17 protein-coding genes are annotated in these 20,544 nt (G+C 56.6%); 7 read left to right on the forward strand and 10 right to left on the reverse strand.

Going from position 1 to position 20,544, the window contains the following annotated elements; genetic code table 11:
• Positions 1–349, reverse strand: a 349-nt coding sequence (locus BN873_RS06905; protein WP_048672137.1) for an acyltransferase family protein, incomplete at its 3' end; no start/stop codon positions are given.
• Positions 350–608: 259 nt separating this feature from the next.
• Between BN873_RS06905 and BN873_RS06910 the strand changes: the two genes are divergently transcribed.
• From BN873_RS06910 to mdoH, 3 genes are read left to right on the forward strand one after another with little or no spacing between them, the layout of a single operon-like run.
• Positions 609–2,174 (forward strand): OpgD/OpgG family glucan biosynthesis protein, encoded by a 1,566-nt coding sequence (locus tag BN873_RS06910; RefSeq protein ID WP_242434388.1) that lies wholly within the window; start codon positions 609–611, stop codon positions 2,172–2,174.
• Positions 2,156–2,665 (forward strand): hypothetical protein, encoded by a 510-nt coding sequence (locus BN873_RS06915; protein ID WP_048672140.1) that lies wholly within the window; start codon positions 2,156–2,158, stop codon positions 2,663–2,665. Before BN873_RS06910 ends, BN873_RS06915 begins: the two co-directional genes overlap by 19 nt.
• Before the next feature lie 28 nt (positions 2,666–2,693).
• Complete coding sequence (mdoH, locus tag BN873_RS06920) at positions 2,694–4,772, forward strand: glucans biosynthesis glucosyltransferase MdoH (protein ID WP_048672142.1); 2,079 nt, start codon at positions 2,694–2,696, stop codon at positions 4,770–4,772.
• A 30-nt stretch (positions 4,773–4,802) separates the two neighbouring features.
• On the opposite strand, the gene BN873_RS06925 is transcribed toward mdoH, so the two are convergent.
• Complete coding sequence (locus BN873_RS06925) at positions 4,803–5,342, reverse strand: DUF4124 domain-containing protein (protein WP_048672144.1); 540 nt, start codon at positions 5,340–5,342, stop codon at positions 4,803–4,805.
• Positions 5,343–5,660: 318 nt separating this feature from the next.
• On the opposite strand from BN873_RS06925, the gene BN873_RS06930 reads away from it, so the two are divergent.
• Positions 5,661–8,963 carry a discoidin domain-containing protein gene (locus BN873_RS06930; protein WP_048672147.1) on the forward strand — a complete coding sequence of 1,101 codons (3,303 nt, stop codon included), beginning with the start codon at positions 5,661–5,663 and terminating at the stop codon, positions 8,961–8,963.
• Between the two features lie 55 nt (positions 8,964–9,018).
• On the opposite strand, the gene BN873_RS06935 is transcribed toward BN873_RS06930, so the two are convergent.
• The 6 genes from BN873_RS06935 to BN873_RS06960 all read right to left on the reverse strand — a co-directional run bounded on the left by BN873_RS06935 (position 9,019) and on the right by BN873_RS06960 (position 16,718).
• Positions 9,019–10,140: a glycosyltransferase family 4 protein gene (locus BN873_RS06935; RefSeq protein ID WP_048672149.1), complete on the reverse strand. Its 1,122-nt coding sequence runs from the start codon at positions 10,138–10,140 to the stop codon at positions 9,019–9,021.
• Positions 10,128–11,045: a mitochondrial fission ELM1 family protein gene (locus BN873_RS06940; protein WP_171820429.1), complete on the reverse strand. Its 918-nt coding sequence runs from the start codon at positions 11,043–11,045 to the stop codon at positions 10,128–10,130. The genes BN873_RS06935 and BN873_RS06940 overlap by 13 nt, the downstream gene beginning before the upstream one ends.
• 46 nt (positions 11,046–11,091) lie before the next feature.
• Positions 11,092–11,292: a zinc-finger domain-containing protein gene (locus BN873_RS06945; RefSeq protein WP_048672152.1), complete on the reverse strand. Its 201-nt coding sequence runs from the start codon at positions 11,290–11,292 to the stop codon at positions 11,092–11,094.
• Positions 11,293–11,374: 82 nt separating this feature from the next.
• Entirely contained in the window at positions 11,375–12,295 is a 921-nt protein-coding gene (locus tag BN873_RS06950; RefSeq protein ID WP_048672154.1) for a branched-chain amino acid transaminase, read from the reverse strand.
• A 67-nt stretch (positions 12,296–12,362) separates the two neighbouring features.
• On the reverse strand, positions 12,363–15,281 hold the full coding sequence (gene glnE / locus BN873_RS06955) for a bifunctional [glutamate--ammonia ligase]-adenylyl-L-tyrosine phosphorylase/[glutamate--ammonia-ligase] adenylyltransferase (RefSeq protein WP_048672156.1): 2,919 nt from the start codon (positions 15,279–15,281) through the stop codon (positions 12,363–12,365).
• A 48-nt stretch (positions 15,282–15,329) separates the two neighbouring features.
• A complete protein-coding gene (locus BN873_RS06960) occupies positions 15,330–16,718 on the reverse strand; it encodes a YdgA family protein (RefSeq protein ID WP_048672158.1) in 1,389 nt (462 codons plus the stop codon).
• 273 nt (positions 16,719–16,991) lie between these two features.
• Here BN873_RS06960 and BN873_RS06965 point away from each other — a divergent pair, with 273 nt between their 5' ends.
• From BN873_RS06965 to BN873_RS06975, 3 genes are all read left to right on the forward strand, one after another.
• Entirely contained in the window at positions 16,992–17,588 is a 597-nt protein-coding gene (locus BN873_RS06965) for a hypothetical protein (RefSeq protein ID WP_048672160.1), read from the forward strand.
• A 124-nt stretch (positions 17,589–17,712) separates the two neighbouring features.
• Entirely contained in the window at positions 17,713–17,967 is a 255-nt protein-coding gene (locus tag BN873_RS06970) for a GlsB/YeaQ/YmgE family stress response membrane protein (RefSeq protein WP_048672162.1), read from the forward strand.
• Between the two features lie 32 nt (positions 17,968–17,999).
• Complete coding sequence (locus tag BN873_RS06975) at positions 18,000–18,422, forward strand: sll1863 family stress response protein (RefSeq protein WP_048672165.1); 423 nt, start codon at positions 18,000–18,002, stop codon at positions 18,420–18,422.
• A gap of 102 nt (positions 18,423–18,524) precedes the next feature.
• On the opposite strand, the gene groL is transcribed toward BN873_RS06975, so the two are convergent.
• Together groL and BN873_RS06985 are read right to left on the reverse strand one after the other, a co-directional pair.
• Entirely contained in the window at positions 18,525–20,174 is a 1,650-nt protein-coding gene (gene groL, locus BN873_RS06980) for a chaperonin GroEL (RefSeq protein WP_048672167.1), read from the reverse strand.
• A 73-nt stretch (positions 20,175–20,247) separates the two neighbouring features.
• The gene (locus BN873_RS06985; protein WP_048672170.1) at positions 20,248–20,535 is read right to left on the reverse strand and encodes a co-chaperone GroES; all 288 of its coding nucleotides are present in this window, start codon (positions 20,533–20,535) and stop codon (positions 20,248–20,250) included.
• Between the last annotated feature and the right edge of the window lie 9 nt (positions 20,536–20,544).

Consider the following 20,544-nt stretch of genomic DNA (forward strand, 5'->3'; position numbering starts at 1 on the left):
GATAAACTATATTTTTTATCAGAACCCCACTGTTTAAAAAAGTAGGCCAAAGAAACACTAAAAAGATAAAGCCAGTTAAAAAATATAGAGGTGCAATACGTGCTAATCTTCTTCTAAGGTAAATTTTGTAAAAATCGCTCCCATAGTTTTTAAACAACTGTAATGCGGCTAATGTAATCAAAAAACCACTGATTACAAAAAATAGATCAACGCCTAACCAGCCAATACGAAACCAAAGTAACGGCCCCTCCACAGGAAAGTTTTTCCAAGGGAAAAATTCAATAACATGATAGACCAAAACCGATAGAGCAGCAAAAGCGCGCAATAAATTAATGTTATCGAAATACATTTAAAAACTACTCCTACTTAACATCAAAATCCCATCTGATTCCCAGTCAATTAAAACATAAAATTTCGTATCCCAACATCTCTGGAAGAAAGTTACATTGCGATTCTCTTCTTTGGCTTTATTTCTTTCATAGGCGGGAGCACTTCATTTCTTCCAGATTTTTTAGTGATTGCTCGAAGTAGTTAGCACAACAATAATGGATTGTTTTAAACTGTATCCCAAATCTCACGGATCACCACACCGACGGAGCCGTAACCCCGTGAACTTTCGAATTTTAATGAGCTTTCTCTTGTTGGCGGGCGTCTTCTGTTGTCCGGTGGCAAGCTCCGGCGCGCCCAACGTACCTGAAGCCACGCCGACCACGACACCACCCCCGAAGCGGTTTAATTTTGCCGATGTTCGACGTCGTGCCGAAGTGCTGGCTACCCAACCCTTCCAGGAAACAGGCACCAACCTACCCGATTTCCTCGCCAAGCTAAACTACGACCAGTATCGGGATATTCGCTTTAGGGCCGAGAAAACCCTATGGCGAGATGCTGGACTACCCTTCGAAATTCAGTTCGCCCCGCTCGGCTTCCTCTTCAACCGACAAGTCGCCATCAATATCGTCGCCGATGGTGACAGCAAGCCGGTTGAGTACACCAACGACCTGTTCGATTACGGCCACAATCAAGTGCCCGATAACCTGCCCAAGGATTTGGGATTTGCCGGTTTCAAGGTGCTCTATCCCCTACACACCGACAGCCATTACGACGAAGTGGCCGTTTTCCTCGGCGCCAGCTATTTTCGTGCCGTCGGCCAAGGCCAAAACTACGGCCTATCCGCGCGGGGTCTCGCCCTCGACACCGGTCTGCCCAAACCCGAAGAATTTCCCTATTTTCGTGAGTTCTGGCTGGAAAAACCGGGTAAGGATGCCACCGAACTCACGGTTTATGCCCTGCTGGACAGCCAGAGTGTCACCGGTGCTTACCGTTTTGCCATCAAACCAGGTGTGGCCACCCAAATGGAGGTCAAAGCGAGCATTTTCGCGCGCAACAAAGTCCAGAAATTCGGCGTAGCGCCTTTAACCAGCATGTTCTTCCATGGTGCTCTCAACGAGCGGTTCTTCGATGATTTCCGCCCCCAAGTCCATGACTCGGACGGCCTGTTGCTCGCTAGCGGCAATGGCGAATGGATCTGGCGACCACTCAACAATCCGGCGCGGCTGCGCATCAGCGCCTACCAGGACAACAATCCGCGGGGCTTTGGCTTGTTGCAGCGTGACCGCAGCTTCGATAACTATCAAGATCTGGAGGCACGCTACCAAATCCGGCCCAGCATTTGGGTGGAACCGCTGGGCGAATGGGGCAAAGGCTCGATACAGTTGATCGAGATTCCCAGTGACGCCGAGCGCTACGACAATATCGCTGCGTTTTGGGTCCCGGAAAAACCCGTCGAAACCGGCCAGCAACTGGAGTTCAGCTATCGCCTTTCCTTTTTCCTTGATCTACCGACCCTATCACCCGGCGGTCGGACGCTGGCCAGCCGAATCGGCGCCGGCGGAGCGGGCGATCTTAATCCCGAAATTCGGCGATTTGTGATCGATTTCAGCGGTGAGACGCTTGCCAAACTGGCGGAAAATACGCCGGTGCAAGCTATCGTTAGCGCTTCCGCCGGTCAGATTCAAAACGTCGTGGTCCATAAAAACGCCCACAGTAACGGGTGGCGTTTATCCTTCGAACTGCTGCCCCAAGGGGTTGATCGATCCGAGCTGCGTTGTTTTCTCAAGCTTGGCAACGACGTGCTGACCGAAACCTGGAGCTACCAGTGGACCGTAGCAAAATAAGCACGGGACACCACTATCTGGCGCCACCCGTCGCTGCACCGTCGAGTGAGTTGCTGTTCGGTCGGCTTGGAGCCTACTGGCAAACCCTGGGAGTGACTGATCCGGCCCAGGTACAAGCGCTGACTGAACAAGTGTTGCGGCGCGCGGCCGAGCTTCCAGAGACTCCAGCACTCGATCCGTTGGCGCGGGCGCTGATGGTCTGTGGGGATCTGTTGGATGAGTGGCTAGCACGGGTGCTCGAACTGCCCCGCCCCTCACGGCAACTGGCTGCCGCCCGCGCCGCGCTGCTGAGCGGTGTGGCTCCAGACTGGCCCAAAGCACTGTTTGCCCCCCCCGGTGAAGCGATGGATCATCTGCTGGACACCCTACGAGTGGCCATTGCTGAGCCAACGCCACCCCCAATAGCCAGCGCCATGCCGACCCAGCGGATCAGGTCATTTTCGCTATTGGGCTTGTTGCGCGTACTGTGGCGTAAGCTGTTTGGCGGCTGATCGACACCCCCCATCTGGAATTCACAACATGGCTAATTCCGTTCAAACCCCGGAGCCAATCGGACATGCGCTCCGGCAGGCGGGGTTTTTCGCCCTCGTCATTTTAAGCACGCTCATCGCGCTTGGCTTGCTGGTCAGTGTGTTCCACACCGACGGCCTCAGCCCTATTGAATTGCTGCTGCTGCTCTTATACGCCATCCTGTTTTCTTGGATCTGCATTTCGTTTTGGTCGGCGTTGATGGGATTTTTCATCCTGTTGTTTGGCCGTGACCGTTGGGCCATTTCCCGGCAACCCGGTACGTCGCCTGATCCGACCGCACCGCCACCGCGTACCGCGATCCTAATGCCGATCTATAACGAGGACTCGCAACGGGTCTTCGCTGGCTTGCGGGCTACCCATCAATCCTTGGTGGACACCGGCCAAAGCGACGGTTTCGACTTTTTTATTTTGAGCGATACCAGAGACCCGGACGTGTGGGTCGAAGAGGAACTGCGTTGGCAGGATATGGTCCGCGCTCTGGATGGCAAGGGGCGGATCTTTTATCGAAATCGGCCGGAAAACACCAGTCGCAAAACCGGCAATCTGGAAGATTTTTGCACGCGCTGGGGTGGCCATTACCGCTACATGATCGTCCTGGATGCCGACAGCATCATGAAAGGCAGCACACTGGTCGAGATGGTACGCCTGATGGAAAACCATCCGGGCGTCGCCCTAATCCAAACGCCGCCGGTGCCGGTCAACCGTGAATCCCTGTTTGCCCGCATCCTGCAATTCGCCGGTGGTATTTATGGACGCATGTTCACCGCTGGCCTGAACTATTGGCAGTTGGGTGAAAGCAACTACTGGGGCCACAACGCGATTATTCGGATTCAGCCATTTCTCGATCACTGCGGCCTACCCAAACTGTCAGGCCGTGAACCGTTTGGCGGCGAAATTCTCAGCCACGATTTTGTGGAAGCCGCCCTGTTGCGGCGAGCCGGTTGGGAGGTGTGGCTAGCCTACGATCTGGACGGCAGCTACGAGGAAATCCCGCCAACGCTGATCGACTACGCCAAGCGCGACCGCCGCTGGTGCCAGGGCAATATGCAGCATCTGCGATTGGCAGTGTCGCGCGGCCTCAACGGTATTAGCCGTCTGCATTTCATCATGGGGGTGATGTCCTATGCGGCCTCGCCACTCTGGCTGCTCTTCCTGGTCGCTACGGGTGTTGACGCTTATCTGCAAACCCAACAGGAGCTGGTGTATTTCTTCGGGCAAAACTGGATGCCGGTCTGGCCGGTGTCTTTTGCTGTCGAAATGACCACCGTCCTCTTGGTCACGTTGACCATGCTGTTCTTACCCAAACTGCTGGCACTGTTGCTGCTACTCAAAGACGCGAAGTTGCTGCGCGCCTATGGCGGACTGGCGGCGGCGACCTGGAGCGTGATCCTGGAGACGGTCTTCTCAGTGCTCACCGCTCCCGTATTGATGCTGTTTCAAACCAAATTCGTGCTGGCGATCCTGATGCGTCGTGCGGTCGGTTGGCCTCCGCAGCAACGCGGCGACCACATGACCAGCTTTAAGGAAGCCGCTTTAGCCCATGGGGGCCATACCCTGATTGGGATTGTGACCGGTGTACTCAGCTACTGGTATGTGCCAGCATTCTTTTGGTGGTTCACCCCCGTACTGGTCGGTTTGATCCTTTCGATTCCGGTCTCGATGCTCTCCAGCAGCATCGCTTTGGGCCGCCAAGCGCGTGAACTGGGTCTCTTCCTCACCCCCGAAGAAACTGAACCGCCGGCCGTGTTGCGCTATTTGGCGGAGAATCTGGAAGATGACGAGCCGGTATTGCCAGTGCTGCGCGATCAACCGCGCAGTCGTTTCGTGCAGGCTCTGACCGATCCCTACGTCAATGCTCTGCATCTTTCGCTGTTGCCAGAACGAGAGCCTCCCGGCAAGCGGCGTCGCCACTATCTAGAAGGTTTGATCCATCATTTGGAGGAGGAAGGGCCGGACAGTATGAGTGCCGCGCAAAAGCGTGATTTGATTGCCGATCCAGAGTCGTTGCAACGCCTACACGCGCTGTTTTGGAGTCGGCCGCCAGCCGATGCGGGGGCGTTACCCTAAGCGCTCAGGCACTCTTTCTAAAAACTCGCTCTATGGCGAGTGCATACCATATTTCCGATAGATCTGTCGCAGTTCGGCCTTGGCAGCGCGGAGAGAGCGGGACCGGTTGGCTGGTGTTTCGACGCTTGACGCCGACAAACGGCGGATATCGGCGTTGAGGTTGTCGATTTTTGTCTGATCCTCGTAACCGATGTAGACCGGTTCTCTGCTTTTAGCCCGGTTACGGTGGTTCGTTGGGCGGTCCAGTTCGCTGACCGAAACCCCTCGGTTGAGGGCGCGCAGCTCACGCAACCGGCGCGTAGCCCGCCTCAAATCACCCACATTATCGATTTTGCCGGACGGCGCGGGTCGTGACGGAATATCGAGGGTTTGGGCCGATTCCGTACCGACCGGTGGTGACTGATTGCCATAATGGACTCGCCCTTCGGCATCGGTCCATTTATACACTTGCGCCTGCGCCGAGCCGTTTAAGACCAGCACAATCGCTAGGTGGCCTAGCAACGCCAGCCGCTTCCGTCGCCCCATGCGCAACGTCCCGACCACCAACGCTGTCATTCGTTTCAGCAGCATGTCTCTTGCCTCCCATCCAGCCCGCGTGCCAGACGTTTAGCGAAATGTTATGTTGCCTCGCCAAGAGTCACGAGATACCTCTCGACAGAGGACATCTTCCGAGCCGACTGCTCCTGCGAACAGGTTGCTAAAAAACTGGTTAATACCAGCCTTGCAGTTAATATTAAGGTGAAATTGCAGAGAGGTTGGTCAGGGTGTTACGAAAAAGCCGACAAAGTACTGCCGCTATGCAACCAGGCAATCCACCGCTCCACCGTAAGGAGCTTGTGATCGAACATGATGCGAGACTCTCTCAGGCTGAGCAAGGATAGTCCAGATATGCCAAAACACTATGAATACAACAACGCCCGCTGCCGACTGATCTCCCTGTGGTCTTCGCGCGTGCTGCCTATCGGCCTCCTTACGGTAATCTTGTCCATGCTGCCCTTCACTATTCTCGCTGCCCCCGGCGGCACTACTCCGGCTTCCACCATCGACCCATCTAGTGGCCGCACGCCGACCCTCTTGGATGATTTTGAAGATCTGAGCGGCTGGACGGTTGCCGTTTCCAACGGCGCCCGCCTTGAAATAGCCCAAGATACCGGCCGCAACGGCCGAGCGATGCGGCTGGATTTCGAATCGGTGGATGGTGCCAGTTGGCTGATCGCCCGCAAAACCTTTCATCTGCGCCTGCCCGATAATTATGCTTTTCACTTGTTTGCGAAAGGCAATACACCGGCTGTGGATTTCGAGTTTAAGTTGGTGGATGCCAAGCAAAACGTCTGGTGGTATAAACAGCGAGAGCGCAAATTTTCAGACGATTGGCAGCAAATCACCGTCAAAAAGCGCCATCTGAGTTTTGCCTGGGGACCCGGTGGTGCGTTGGAAGAAGTGACCACTATTGAGTTAGCCATCGTGCCGGGCGGCGCGGCCAAAGGCTCGGTCTGGATTGATGAGCTGACGATGGAAGAACGCGAACCGGCACATGCTTACAGCCAAAACCCGACCATCGGTGCGTCTACCACGGCTGAGGGCTACACTCCAGAAGGCATTCTCAATCCCGATCACAGCACCCATGGCTGGCACAGCGGCACGTTGGCCGAAAGCCAATGGTTGTCTCTCGATTTTCTGCGGCCCCACGAATATGGGGGGTTGGTGATCGACTGGCACCCCGACGATTACGCCGTCAATTATGAGGTGCAGGCTTCCAATGATGGCGACGCTTGGGACACCATTTATACCGTGCGCGACGGCAACGGCCGGCGGGATTATCTCTACCTGCCGGAAGCCGAATCGCGCTACCTGCGCCTTAATCTGCAACGCAGTAGTCGGAGCCAGGGGTACGGCATCAGCCGAATTCAGGTTCAATCATACGAATTTTCGACCTCGCAGAATGGATTTTTCGAAGCACTAGCCCGCGATACCCGCCCTGGACTTTATCCCCGCTATTTTCAAGGCCAACAAGCCTACTGGACCGTGGTGGGCACCAGCGGCGATGGCAAAGAAGCGCTGCTTGGTCAAGATGGCGCCCTGGAAGTGGACAAAGGCGGCTTTAGCATTGAACCGTTCCTGTTCACAGATGGCCGCTTGATTACTTGGGCCGACTTGGAACCGGTGCAGGATTTGGCTAACGGCTATCTGCCGATTCCTACCGTGCGCTGGGAACAGGAACACTTCTGGTTTGCCGTCACGGCCTTCACCAGCGGTAAAGCGGGTAAATCCGAGTTACACGCCCGCTACCGCATGGAGAACCTGAGCGCCCAAAGCCGCCACGTTACTCTGTTTCTGGCCGTGCGCCCGTTTCAGGTCAATCCGCCATGGCAGTCGCTCAATATGACCGGTGGCGTCTCTCCGATCCACCGTTTGAATTACGCAAATCGGCTCATCCAAGTAAACGAACCCAGCAAGGCTATTTTCGTTCTAACCAAGCCCGCCCGGTTTGGTGCAGCAGCTTTCGATCAGGGGCCGTTGACCGATTTTCTGACTGAGGGCAAATTGCCGGATCGTACCCGCGTTGAAGACCCGTTAGGTTACGCGGCAGGGGCACTGGAATACAGTTGGGATCTTGAAGCCGGCGAAGTGCGCGAGGTTTTTCTGCGTATCCCGTTCCACAGCACCGAAACCGAGCTGCCTTTGCCCCCAACCGACGCGGATGCCAGCGCTCAGGAAAATCGCTTGCTGGAACAGGCGCGGCGCGATTGGGAATCGCGGCTGGACCGAGTTGGCTTGGAGTTGCCGCCGGTTGCGCGCAAACTGGCTGATACTCTCAAAAGCAATCTCGCCTATATCCTGATCAATCGTGCCGGCCCGGCGATCCAGCCCGGTTCACGCACCTACGCCCGCTCCTGGATTCGTGATGGCGCCCTCACCTCGGCTGCTCTGCTGGGGATGGGCTATACCGAGGAAGTCAGGCAATTTCTGCTCTGGTACACCCCCTACCAGTTGGAGGACGGCAAAGTCCCCTGCTGCGTGGATGCACGGGGCGCCGACCCGGTGCCTGAGCACGATAGTCACGGCCAGCTTATTTACGCAATCATGGAGTATTACCGCTACACCCGTGATGTCGGGTTCCTGCGCCAGATGTGGCCACATGTGGTCAAAGCGGTGGGTTATATTGAATTTCTACGTCGGCAGCGCCTCACGGAGCGTTATCGGACCAATCCGGCGGACGCCGCTTACTGGGGGTTAGTCCCTGAATCGATCAGCCACGAAGGCTATTCCAGCCATCCGCGCCATTCTTATTGGGATAACTTTTTTATCCTACGCGGCCTGAAAGACGCAGCAACCATTGCGGTCGTACTGGGCGAAGACGAACAGGCGACCCGATTTGCCGCACTGCGTGATGCCTTCCGCAAAGATCTGTATGCGTCAATCCGCGAAACTATCAAGAACCACCAGATCGATTTCATTCCCGGCGCAGTCGAGTTGGGGGATTTCGATCCAACCTCGACCACAGTGGCCGTCGATCCGGGCGGAGAGTTAGGCCGACTACCTCAGCCCGCCTTGGATCGGACCTTCGAGCGCTACTTTGAGAACTTCCGTCGTCGTCGTGACGGTGAGGAGGAGTGGCAAGCGTATACCCCCTATGAATGGCGGGTCGTGGGTACGCTGATCCGGCTTGGATTCCGCGACCGCGCACTGGAAGCTTTAGCATTTTTCATGGATGGCCAGCGGCCCGCTGGCTGGAATCATTGGGCTGAAGTGGTCTGGCGCGATCCCAAGATTCCGCGCTTTATCGGCGACATGCCGCACACCTGGGTCGGTTCCGACTATATCCGCGCGGTACGCAGTCTATTTGCCTACGAACGTGAGGCCGACCAGGCACTGGTCATCGGTGCCGGCATTCCCGCCGCCTGGGTGACCAGCCCGGAAGGAGTCACGGTCAAACGGTTGCCGACCTGGCACGGCACGCTCAATTATCGGATGACCATGAGCGACCCAGACACCCTGCATTTGCGTTTATCCGGCGATGTGACCGTGCCCCCAGGCCGGATTATCGTGCATTCACCGCTCGACCGACCGTTGCGCGGCCTGAAAGTCAATAACCGAACGTTGGAAACCTTTACCGCGACGACCGCCACGGTGGATCAATTTCCCGCTGAGGTAGAACTGGAATACGGTACTTCCGCACCGACTCACTAATGGATGGTCACGGTGGCAGGATGCCACCTCGCCGCAAACCGGTAGCCGGATTCACTCAACCGGGAGAAAGGTGACGTAAGTCCTGGTAAAGCGCCAGCGTATCATCAAGCATCCGCTGTAAGGGAAATGCGGATTCTGACGGCACCGGCTCTCTAGCCGCCAACAGTGCCGCAACGTGCGCTATTAAGGCCGTCGGATCACCAGCCGATACCAAGCCGTTCGGATACATCCGCCGCAGAATCTCCCCAACGCCGCCTCGGTCATAACCGACGACCGGCGTACCAAGGCTGAGGGCTTCCAAAACGGTTCGGCCAAACGATTCCGGTTTGGCCGACAACGAGAGTACCAGCGTCGAGATGGCGTAAATCTCCCGCATATCGTCGCGATGGCCGACCAACAGCACGCGCTCTGCCAAACCGCGCGATTGAACCTGTCTTTGCAATTCAGCAGCGTAGCGCTGATGACGAGATTCTGCCGCCCCAACGATCAATCCATACACCTTCGGATCGTGCGCACATAACCGGCCCATCAGTTCGATAAAATCCTCGTGGCCCTTGAGTCGGCTCAAACGCCCCGGCAAGGTCAGCACTAATGCATCGCGCAATTGCGGATAGCGCCGATACCATGCCTGTCGCCAGTTTTCGGACGGCTGATAACCGTAGGGAAATGCTGCCGGATCGACACCGCGTTCGATAACTTGCACCCGCTCGGTGGGCAATTGGGGATAATGCTGCCGCAAATAATCGCGCACTGTTTCGGAAACGGCGATTACTCGCTCGCCGCGTGTCATGATGGCGCTATAGGGAGAGACTGAATACAAACCATGCACCGTCGTGACGAAACGTGGTCGGGCGGCAGCATCCATGCCCCGCCAAGCGAGCCAGCCAACCCAGGCCGGTAAGCGTGATCGAACATGGAGGATATCGATGTGTTGCTCGGCCAGCCAGCGCTGCAACGGTCTTACCCAACGCACGGTTAACGGCGACTTGACACCAAGCGGCCAGGCTAAATGCTCGCTGCCTTCACGCACGAGCTGAGGCACCAATCGCCCACCGGCCGAAATCACCACCGAGCGATGCCCTTGCCGCACCAGCTCATGCGCGATTTCCAGCGTCCCCCGCTCCACGCCACCGCCGTTCAGCGTCGGCAGCACTTGGACGATGTTTAGCCGAACCATTGCGTAATAATCCAGTGGGCGCAACGGTCGGCTTCGGCGAACGATCCCGTTGGCCGTGTCAACTGCGCAGTTTGTCGCCAGCGCGCAAACGGCGTGAGCCAACCCTGCTCAACTAAGCGGTCGAGTCCCCGACTGATGCGATTTGACCGCTTCAGTGGCACGGCAAAGATGCCGACAGCCGCACCGGCCGTTAGTGCCTCGTAAACCATTGACACGCTATCAGCGGTTACCCAGACCTGATGCGCATGGGCCAGTTGGGCCGGCAACCAATAACGATCCGTTGCGGTGACTGGAATGACGCCAAGACGGCCGTCGGGAGCAACCGGTAAACCTTGTAAAAAATCGGCGGGTGTGCGGCGCGAAGTCGTCAATGTCCAATGCATCGTCGCATGGGCTTGCAGAACTGCGGTGATTTGCTGATAGATCTCGGTATTATCCCAGCCAAAATGAGTCGATGGCCCACCGATCAGCAACAGACCCCGCTCCGACTCCAAAACGGTTGAGGGTTGAATGCGGTTGAGCGCGCCGCGTGTAGTAAGCACGTTGGCTCGAACCGGTGGCGCATCATGTTCCGGGATCAGGCACAGATCGAACAACGCCAGCGGCAAGGTGGGCCGCATCAATACCACGGCTTTGCCACCGCGCTGCTTACGGGCGGCTAGCAGGGAAAGATGGGTCTGATGGCCGGCTCCCAGCAGCAGATCGGGGGCCGGCAACTCTCGCCATACCGAAGGTACCCGACCGAACAACCAGGCTGCCAATGCCGTGGTAGTCGATGAGGCACCTAAATCATGGTGCTCGACGGGTCGTAACCGGCGCAACGCTTCCAGCAGACCACCGCTTTGATTGTCGTGTCCGGCCTTGCCGTCGCTGAACCGCCAGACCCGCAAGGGCCGCTTGTTCAACAGTCGATTCTCAAGCCAGCACGGTTTGGCAGGCCCTAGAGGTGTGCTAGCCGATCAGTTCGAACTCCGCGCCACAGTAAGGACACTTGGCCCTACCGGTCGTTTCGATGGGTAGATACACCTTCGGGTGCGAGTTCCACACCATCATATCGGGCAGCGGACACGACAAAGGCAAATCGGCGCGGCTAACCTGATAGGATTTTTTGGCGTTGGGTTGAGCTTTGCCTAGAGTGGCAGCAGCAGCCATGAGTCGTTTCTCCTGATTTTGCTTTTTGTAGTGATCGCGGAGCGGCGGCGAAAACAAGGTCTGTTGGAGTATGGTCAGTGAATCAGACCAGCGTCAACCATTCGGGATACGCCTCACGGCGCCCGTGTACCTGATCAAAATACATCGCTTGTAAGCGTTGGGTGATCGGACCACGCCGACCGGAACCGATGGCGCGACCGTCCACTTCACGAATCGGCGTTACCTCGGCGGCGGTACCGGTGAAAAAAGCCTCATCAGCGATATAAACCTCATCACGGGTAATCCGCTTTTCTTTGAGCGGAATCTGGAGATCAGCGGCGAAACGGATGATGGTGTCACGGGTAATGCCTTCCAGGGCCGATGTCAGGTCTGGGGTGTAAATCACCCCGTCGCGAATGATGAAGATATTTTCGCCGCTGCCCTCAGACACATAGCCTTCGGTATCCAACAACATAGCTTCGTCGTAACCGTCGCGCACGGCCTCCGCCAGAGCCAGCATCGAATTCATATAATTGCCGTTCGCCTTGGCCTTGCACATCGTGATGTTGACGTGATGGCGGTTAAAAGACGAGGTGCGGATGCGGATACCGCGCTCTAGGTTCTCCGCGCCCAGGTAGGCGCCCCACTCCCAGGCGGCAACGATGACGTGGGTTTTTAGATTGTCGGCGCGAATTCCCATCCCTTCCGAGCCGTAGAAGCACATCGGGCGCAGATAAGCGCTGGCCAGATTATTGGCGCTGACGACTTGCCGGGATGCTTCATTAAGCTGATCTTTGGGATAAGGGATCGGCATACCAACGATGTGCGCCGAGCGGAACAGGCGATCCGTGTGGGCTTGCAGCCGAAAAATCGCAGTTCCCCGATCCGTGGCGTAGGCACGAACCCCTTCAAATACCCCCATGCCGTAATGCAGAGTGTGAGTCAAAACATGGGTGTTGGCTTCACGCCACGGCACCAGCTTTCCGTCGTACCAGATGAAACCATCACGGTCAGCCATCGACATAATCGAAATCTCCTCGCCAAATAAAGATCGCGCATCGCGCGATAGGCTGCGGCGTTTGCCGCTCGCATCAGGTCTCGCTGGCCGGAATGGTGGCGGCATCCTCCATGAGACGCCGCCAGATACCGACCACCGCCTTGCGCGCATCGCTCGCTTCAGCGACCGGAACACAGGCGGATTGTTCTTGGAGCTTGAGCAGGTGAATACGCCGACGCAAGTTCCGGTAGGCGTTACGCAGCCTAGCGGCATCCGCGATGGACAAACTCCCTGACCGTTCCAGCCCATCGAGTTGTCGGATATTATCGGGGTAAATCACCAAGTCTGGATAGCGTTGGGCGTTTGCCAAGACTTTATATTGCACCATAAATTCGATATCGGCGATACCACCGCAGCCCTGCTTGAGATCGAACGTCTCGGCGTTGCTAGCATCCAATTCGGCGCGCATCCGCTCGCGCATCTCACACACATCGCAACGCAGGGTCTGCGGGTTGCGGGCCATGCGCAACACGTCGCGGCGGAGGGCCTGATAGCGTTCAGCCAGTTCAGGCGGCCCGGCTACCGCACGGGCGCGCGTCAGTGCTTGATGCTCCCAGGTCCAAGCCTGATGGTACTGGTACTCAGCGAAAGCCTCGAAGGAGATAACCAGCAGGCCGGCGCGACCACTGGGCCGCAAGCGCGTATCGACTTCGTACAAATCGCCGGCGCCGGTTCGGGTCGTCAGCCAATAGATGACGCGCTGAACCAGTTTGGCAAAAAAACTAGGGTTGTCGATCTGGCGCGGACCGGTCGTTAGCTGACGGTCACCGGCGCTATCGTGCAAAAACACCAAATCCAGATCGGAACCGTAGTTCAGTTCAATGCCCCCTAGCTTGCCATACGCAACGATGGCGAAACGGGCATCTCGCTCCACCCCGTCGCTCATGCAACGCGGCTGGCCGAATTTCGGCAGCAAATCCGCCCAGGCGAGTTCCAGCACCTTGCGTAGCAGAACTTCCGCGATTTCGGTTAAATGATCGCTGACGATCATCAGTGGCATCGCGCCGCTGACATCGGCGGCAGCCACCCGCAGCACTTGCGTCTGTTTGAAATAGCGCAAGGCATTCAACCGCTCTTCCGAGTCATCCACCGGAACGCGCGCCAGTTGGCGTTCCAGATCCAGCGCCAAGCCCTGGCGATCCAGCGGCGCGTACAGCGTCGTTGGATTTAGCAAATCATCCAGCAACAACGGATAGCGGGCCAAATGCTTGCCGATCCAACTGCTGGCCGCGCAGAGCTTCACCAGTTGGGCCAGCGCTTGCGGATGATCCGTCAGCAATGCCAAGTACACCGAACGGCGGGCTACGCTTTCTAGCAAATCCAGTACCCGCTCCAAGGTCGACGTCGGTTGCGCTATGGCAGAGACCGCCGTCAGAACGCGCGGGATTAACTCATCTAAGCGCTCCCGACCGCGTTGACTCATCGCCCGATAGCTGAACCCGTTCTTGAGGGCTTGCAACCGGTTCCAGGCGAGCGCCGGATTTTCGAAACCCCGTTCAGCCAGCAGCCGCAGGGCATTATCTTCGGTAGGATCAGCCTGCCATAGCAGCGCCAGATCGGCCCTGGTCCCCTGCGGCTTGGCATCGGTCGCTGCTGGATCGCCAAACACCTGGGTAAATTGCTGCGTCACCGCCTCGCCATGGCGGGTCAGTTCTGCCGTGAATGCGCGCCAGTTGGCAAACCCCATGGCGAAGGCCAGGCGAAGCTGTGCGAGATCGTCTTCCGGCAGATGATGCGTCTGCTGATCGGCCCACGCCTGCAAGCGATTTTCCACTCGTCGCAGAAAATCGTAAGCCTGCTTCAACTCAGTAACGGCGATCACCGGCAAGCGGCCGCTGGTGGCCAGGATATCCAGCACTCTCAAAATACTGCGTTCCCGCAAGGCCGGCTCACGCCCGCCATAGATCAACTGAAACGCTTGGCCGATAAACTCAATTTCGCGGATGCCGCCTGGTCCGAGCTTGACGTTGCCTCGCATACCCTTGCGCTCTATTTCTTGCGCGATCAGTACTTTCATGTCACGCAGCGAGGCAAACGCACTGTAATCAAGATAGCGCCGGTACACGAACGGCCGCAAATCAGCCAGTAAGCGCTCACCGGCTACCCGGTCACCGGCCACCACGCGCGCCTTGATCATCGCGTAGCGCTCCCAGTCCCGGCCGTGATTCTGGTAGTAGTCCTCAAATGCGGTAAATGACATCGCCAGCGGCCCGGAATCACCGAAAGGCCGCAAGCGCAGATCGACCCGGTACACGAACCCTTCGGCGGTCGGCTCGGCCAGCAGTTTACTCACGCGCTGACCGAGCCGGCGGAAAAATTCCTCGTTGCTGACGGATCGATCCCCGTCGGTCTGGCCCTGACGCGGATAGGTGTAAATCAGGTCGATATCCGAGGAGAAATTCAGCTCACGGCCGCCCAACTTACCCATCCCCAGCACCACCAACCGTTGCGGCTGGCCATCGGCATCACGCGGCTGGCCGTAGCGGCGACAGTGCCATTCGCCTAAGCGCGCTAAGGCGGCGTCGATCAATTGCTCTGCCAGTTCACTCAAGTCACCCAGCGTTTCTTCCAAACCCGCCAAGCCGGCCAGGTCGCGCCAGGCGATGCGCGTCATTTCCCAGCGCCGAAAACGGCGCAGCGCCACGCCCAGTTGGTTTTCATCAACTGCATCGACCAACAGACGCTCCAGCCGCGCCTGGTATTCATCGGCGGCATAGCGTGTCGCCAGATCGCCTCTGTCAAACGCGGCCATCAAGGTCGCCGGATCACGAATGCAGGTGCGGGCGACAAATTCACTGCTCGCCCACACCTTGATCATTTGCTCCAAAAAACCGCCGGTCGGCCGTACGACGCCGGCACTGTCCGCCGCCGCTGCAAATGATTCCCAATAACGGGCAACCTCTGCTCTAAGGGGGCCAGGCAACCGTTCCAAAGTGCCTTTTAATTCCGCCATCGCTGTTAAGCCATTATCGTTCGCTGGATTTTTAGCCTGGTAAACGGTCTATTGGTTCATCCCGTTGCCGCCGTCAAGCGGTATTTCCTTGTCGTTGACAAAAAGCTTGCCGTTTTCGAAACGGGCCGTCGCTTTATAGTGGTCACCTTCCAAACGCAAAAAACCGGCGGCGAGCATATCGAATAACTGCTGCTCCCCGGCCCGTGCCACCATGGCATCAGCCAAGCCCTTAGAGACTACGATCTCGGCTGATCCCTTCTCCAAAATCTTCAATAAGGTGGACAGATCGGTCACCGCATCCGGTTCGCCATAATCCTGGAAACTGAGGGACAGCTTGCCGCGCCAATCACCTTGCGTAACTTTGGCTTCGGTGTCGAGAAGCAATTCGGGCTTGCCGCGCAATAACGCTTTTGCCAACGTCACTAATTCATTGATCGCTTGTGGATCTTCTGGTTTTTTAGCGATCTTTTGTTGCCACTGTTGCAATTGCCCAAGAGTCGCGCCATCCAAGTTATGAAAGGCCAACCGCAGAGTACCGGTCCCATTCCAGGATTCGACGACCAGCTTCTCGGCCTTGAATACCGTATCGATATTCACTTGCTGGGGATTTTGCGGATTAGGGGCTATCGTTGCGTCTGCGCCTAAATTCGTTAAAAGGACTGGCGCATCGTTGGCCGTATCCTGAATACGCAATTCTCCAGCGCTGAAACGGCTATCACCCAACATCAGATCGAAAGGTCCCTTACGCTGGTTCACCGCGCCCTTCAGATCCCGCAAACTGAATCGCACCTCGCCTTTAGCCTGAGCCTCACCGGCCGGGGCGGCTTTCGTAACCGCTTTCAGGCTGTTGACTGTAAAATCACCGCGTATGGAGGTTCCGTGCGGACCCAACTGGGTCTGACCCTCCAGCCCGGAGAATTTCAGGCTTTGCCACTCGCCGACGTTATCCGCCGTTAACGGCCGCATGGTCAGGCGCGTCCTGCTAGCCCCGTCAAACCCAACTTGGGTCACCGCCACCACCGGGTCTTGGCCACCGTACAGTGCGGCCAATTGGCGAAGCCACGGATTGCTCTCCGGATCGAATGTTTGCCGCACCACGGCGGCTGCCAACCCCATGGGCACGTCCGCAACCCCCCAGCCTGCCAAGGGCAAGGGGCCGTGATAGATGTGCTCCCGGGTTGAAAACGCCAAGTCGGCCCCATCGGCAATCGTTTCCGAACCGACGGCCAAGCGATAACGGGTCACCGCTTCGGAAGAAAATAACCCTCGCTCATAACGAATCGGCGCAATTTCAAGCTCAGAATACTTCGATGCTTCCGCCAAAGCGTTTTTGTACCATTGTTCGGTTTTCTGGCCGGACCAGTATGCCGCACCTGCAAAACCGCCAGCCAACGCCAAGCCGACGGCGGCCACTCCCACTAATTTATTCAAGCTCATCTCCCAGTTTCGTTACTCTTAAAAGCATTATTTCACACAGGGAACTTTGTAAAAAAACCCTTGCTCAAAGCAGGGCCAGTTAAGGTTGCAGAGTATAATGAGGTGTCGTCAGGCCGACTATCGGCGCCTTTTTGTGTTCGTCAAAACCTGTTTAAGGTTTCAAATTAAATCTCGAAGTGATACAAAATCATAAACCCTAATCCCGATCATCGGTTAGGGTTTCTCGCCAAACGACTCAATAAGGCAAATTAAGGGGCATCCATGCGCAAATCAATGATTTTTTTATTTGTTTCTCTCCTGGGCATCGCCATTTCCGGCTGCGAGCAAAAACAGGGGGAAGGACCCGCCGAACGCGCGGGCAAAAAGATTGATGCCGCTGCCGAAAAAGCGGGCGAAACCGCTAAGCAGGCTGCGGACGCGGCGAAAGACACGGCAAAAGCCGCCGCTGAAGCCACTGGCAAAGCCGTTGAAAAAACCGGTGAGGCTGTGAAAGCAGCCGCGCAAAATACGGCCGAAGCTGCCAAAGACACCGCAGCCGCCGCCAAAGACACGGCAAAAGCCGCCGCTGAAGCCACCGGTAAAGCCGTTGAAAAAACCGGTGAGGCCGTGAAAGCAGCCGCGCAAAATACGGCCGAAGCCGCCAAAGACACCGCAGCCGCCGCCAAAGACACGGCAAAAGCCGCCGCTGAAGTCACCGGTAAAGCCGTTGAAAAAACCGGCGAGGCTGTGAAAGCAGCCGCGCAAAATACGGCTGAAGCCGCCAAAGACGCAGCCGCTGCTACGGCTACCGCTACTGGCAAAGCGCTCGAAAAAACCGGCGAAGCGCTCCAAAAATCGGGCGAAGCAGTACAGCAGAAAGCTGCCCAATAAATCCTTTACCCACGTTGCCGGATAAGCCGATGTGCTCGTTGTCACCATGAGGCGAGCGCATTCAACAGGTTGCACGCTGCTTTTAGTTCATCCCAGTCTTTGTATTCAATAAGGAGGTCGGTGTATGCAAGACATAACGGCAATTGTAATCTTTCTGGTGATTGGTGCCGTCGCTGGCTGGCTCGCTGGGCAAATTATCAAAGGAGGCGGCTTTGGCCTAGTCGGCAATATCATCGTTGGTATTATTGGCGCGATTATTGGCGGGGTACTTTTCAATTTTCTGGGCATAGCCACCTTTGGTTTGCTTGGATCAATTATTAGTGCGACTGTGGGAGCAGTAATCCTACTCGCGCTTATTGGGCTGTTTAAACGCGCCTAAAAACCTCTGAACTTAATTGAGAGAATGCAACCATGATTAACAAAGAAGCTTATCTGAAAAAGCTGGAAGCTGAAGTCGAACAGGCTCAAGCCAAACTGGCTGAGTGGAAAGCCAAAGCAAAATCGGCAGCGGCTGAAGGCAGCGCTGAGGTTGAAAAAGCGGCGGACAAGGCGGTGGACAAAGCGAAGGACACCGCCAATAAAGCTAAGGATCTGTCTAAGGATGCGGCTGATAAAGCCAAGGATCTGTCTAAGGACGCGGCTGATAAAGCAGAGGACCTCTATAGTAAAGCGGCGGCTGAAGCTGAAGACATTTATGACACGCTCAAGGCCAAAATGAAGGAAGTGGCGGATGCGAGCGATGATGCTTGGGAGCATCTGAAAGACGGTGTTGAAAGCGCCTGGGATAAGTTAAGCGCTTCGATTAAAGAATCCGCTAATAAGCTTAAAGGCTGATCAAACCAGGCTCTTTAAATCGAGCGACGTAAGCCGTGAAGAAGTAGCGCACTGAACGAAAAAAGCCCCGCAGTCGCGGGGCTTTTTTGAGTTTGGGCTTACTTACATCATGTCGCCCATGCCACCCATACCGCCCATACCGCCCATACCACCCGGCATGGCAGGCTCGCTCTTCTTGGGCAGTTCAGCGACCATCGCTTCCGTGGTGATCAGCAGCGCAGCGACCGAAGCCGCGTTCTGCAAGGCAAAGCGAGTGACCTTAGTGGGGTCAAGTACGCCCATCGCCACCAGGTCGCCATACTCACCCGTGGCCGCGTTGTAACCGTAGTTGCCGCTGTTGCTGAGCACGTTGTTCAGTACCACCGAAGGCTCTTCGCCGGCGTTGGCAACAATTTCACGGAGCGGCGCTTCCATCGCCCGCAATGCGATGGCGATGCCGTGATTCTGGTCTTCGTTGATGCCCTTTAAGCCTTTGATCGCTTGCAGCGCACGAATCAGCGCGACGCCGCCACCAGCAACCACGCCTTCCTCGACTGCCGCGCGAGTTGCGTGCAGCGCATCTTCGACGCGGGCTTTCTTTTCCTTCATTTCGATTTCGGTAGCCGCACCGACCTTGATGACGGCGACACCGCCCGCCAGCTTGGCGACGCGCTCCTGCAACTTCTCCTTGTCGTAGTCAGAAGTGGCCTCTTCGATCTGGCGACGAATCTGCTCGACGCGACCCTTGATCTCGTCAGCCTTACCCGCGCCATCAATGATGGTGGTGTTTTCCTTGGCGACCACGATGCGGCGGGCAGTCCCCAAATCGGCCAGGGTCGTCTTTTCCAGGCTCAGACCGACTTCATCGGAAATCACCTGGCCACCGGTCAGGATGGCAATATCCTGCAACATGGCCTTACGACGATCACCGAAGCCCGGCGCCTTGACGGCAGCGACTTTGACGATGCCACGAATGGTGTTAACCACCAGGGTCGCCAGCGCCTCGCCTTCCACGTCTTCAGCGATGATCAGCAACGGCTTACCGGCTTTAGCAACCCCTTCCAGCACCGGCAACATGTCGCGGACATTGGAAATTTTCTTGTCATACAGTAGGACATAAGGCGCATCCAGCTCAGCATTCATGCTCTGCTGGTTGTTGATGAAGTAGGGCGAGATGTAGCCGCGGTCGAACTGCATGCCTTCCACGGTATCCAGTTCGTTATCCAGGCCCTTGCCTTCTTCAACAGTGATCACGCCTTCCTTGCCGACTTTCTTCATCGCATCGGCGATGATCTGGCCGATGGCCTCATCCGCATTGGCAGAAATGGTGCCGACCTGGGCAATGGCTTTGTCATCAGCACAGGGCTTTGACAGCTTACGCAATTCCTCGACGGTGGCGATGACCGCCTTGTCGATGCCGCGCTTGAGATCCATCGGGTTCATGCCGGCGGCGATGGCCTTCATGCCCTCACGGACGATAGCTTGCGCCAGCACGGTGGCAGTGGTGGTGCCGTCGCCGGCCACATCGGAGGTCTTGGAGGCGACTTCCTTCACCATCTGCGCGCCCATATTCTCGAACTTGTCTTCCAGTTCGATTTCCTTGGCAACCGACACGCCGTCCTTGGTCACAGTGGGAGCACCGAAGGCTTTGTCGAGCAACACGTTACGGCCACGCGGGCCGAGCGTTACCTTAACGGCGTTGGCGAGAATATTGATGCCGCGCACCATGCGCGAGCGGGCATCATCACCGAATTTGACATCTTTTGCAGCCATGGGGAAATTCCTCTGAAAACTTGATCTGGAACAATCGTCAATCGAAAAAGAATTGGTTACTGCGGGCGTAGCGTTACTCGATCACCGCCATGATTTCGTCTTCGCGCATGATAATCAGCTCTTCGCCATCCACCTTGACTTCGCTACCGGAGTATTTGCCGAACAAAATGTGATCACCGGCTTTCACATCCAGAGGCCGCACGTCGCCGTTATCAAGGAGTTTGCCGCGTCCAACCGCTTTCACCGTACCGCGTGAGGGTTTCTCGGCGGCGGCACCGGGGAGGACGATACCGCCCGGACTCTTGGTCTCTTCCTCAACACGCTTGACCAGAACTCGATCATGTAAGGGCCGAATGCTCATCGCTTTTAT

This window comes from Candidatus Competibacter denitrificans Run_A_D11, from assembly GCF_001051235.1.
GTDB classification, from domain to species: domain Bacteria; phylum Pseudomonadota; class Gammaproteobacteria; order Competibacterales; family Competibacteraceae; genus Competibacter_A; species Competibacter_A denitrificans.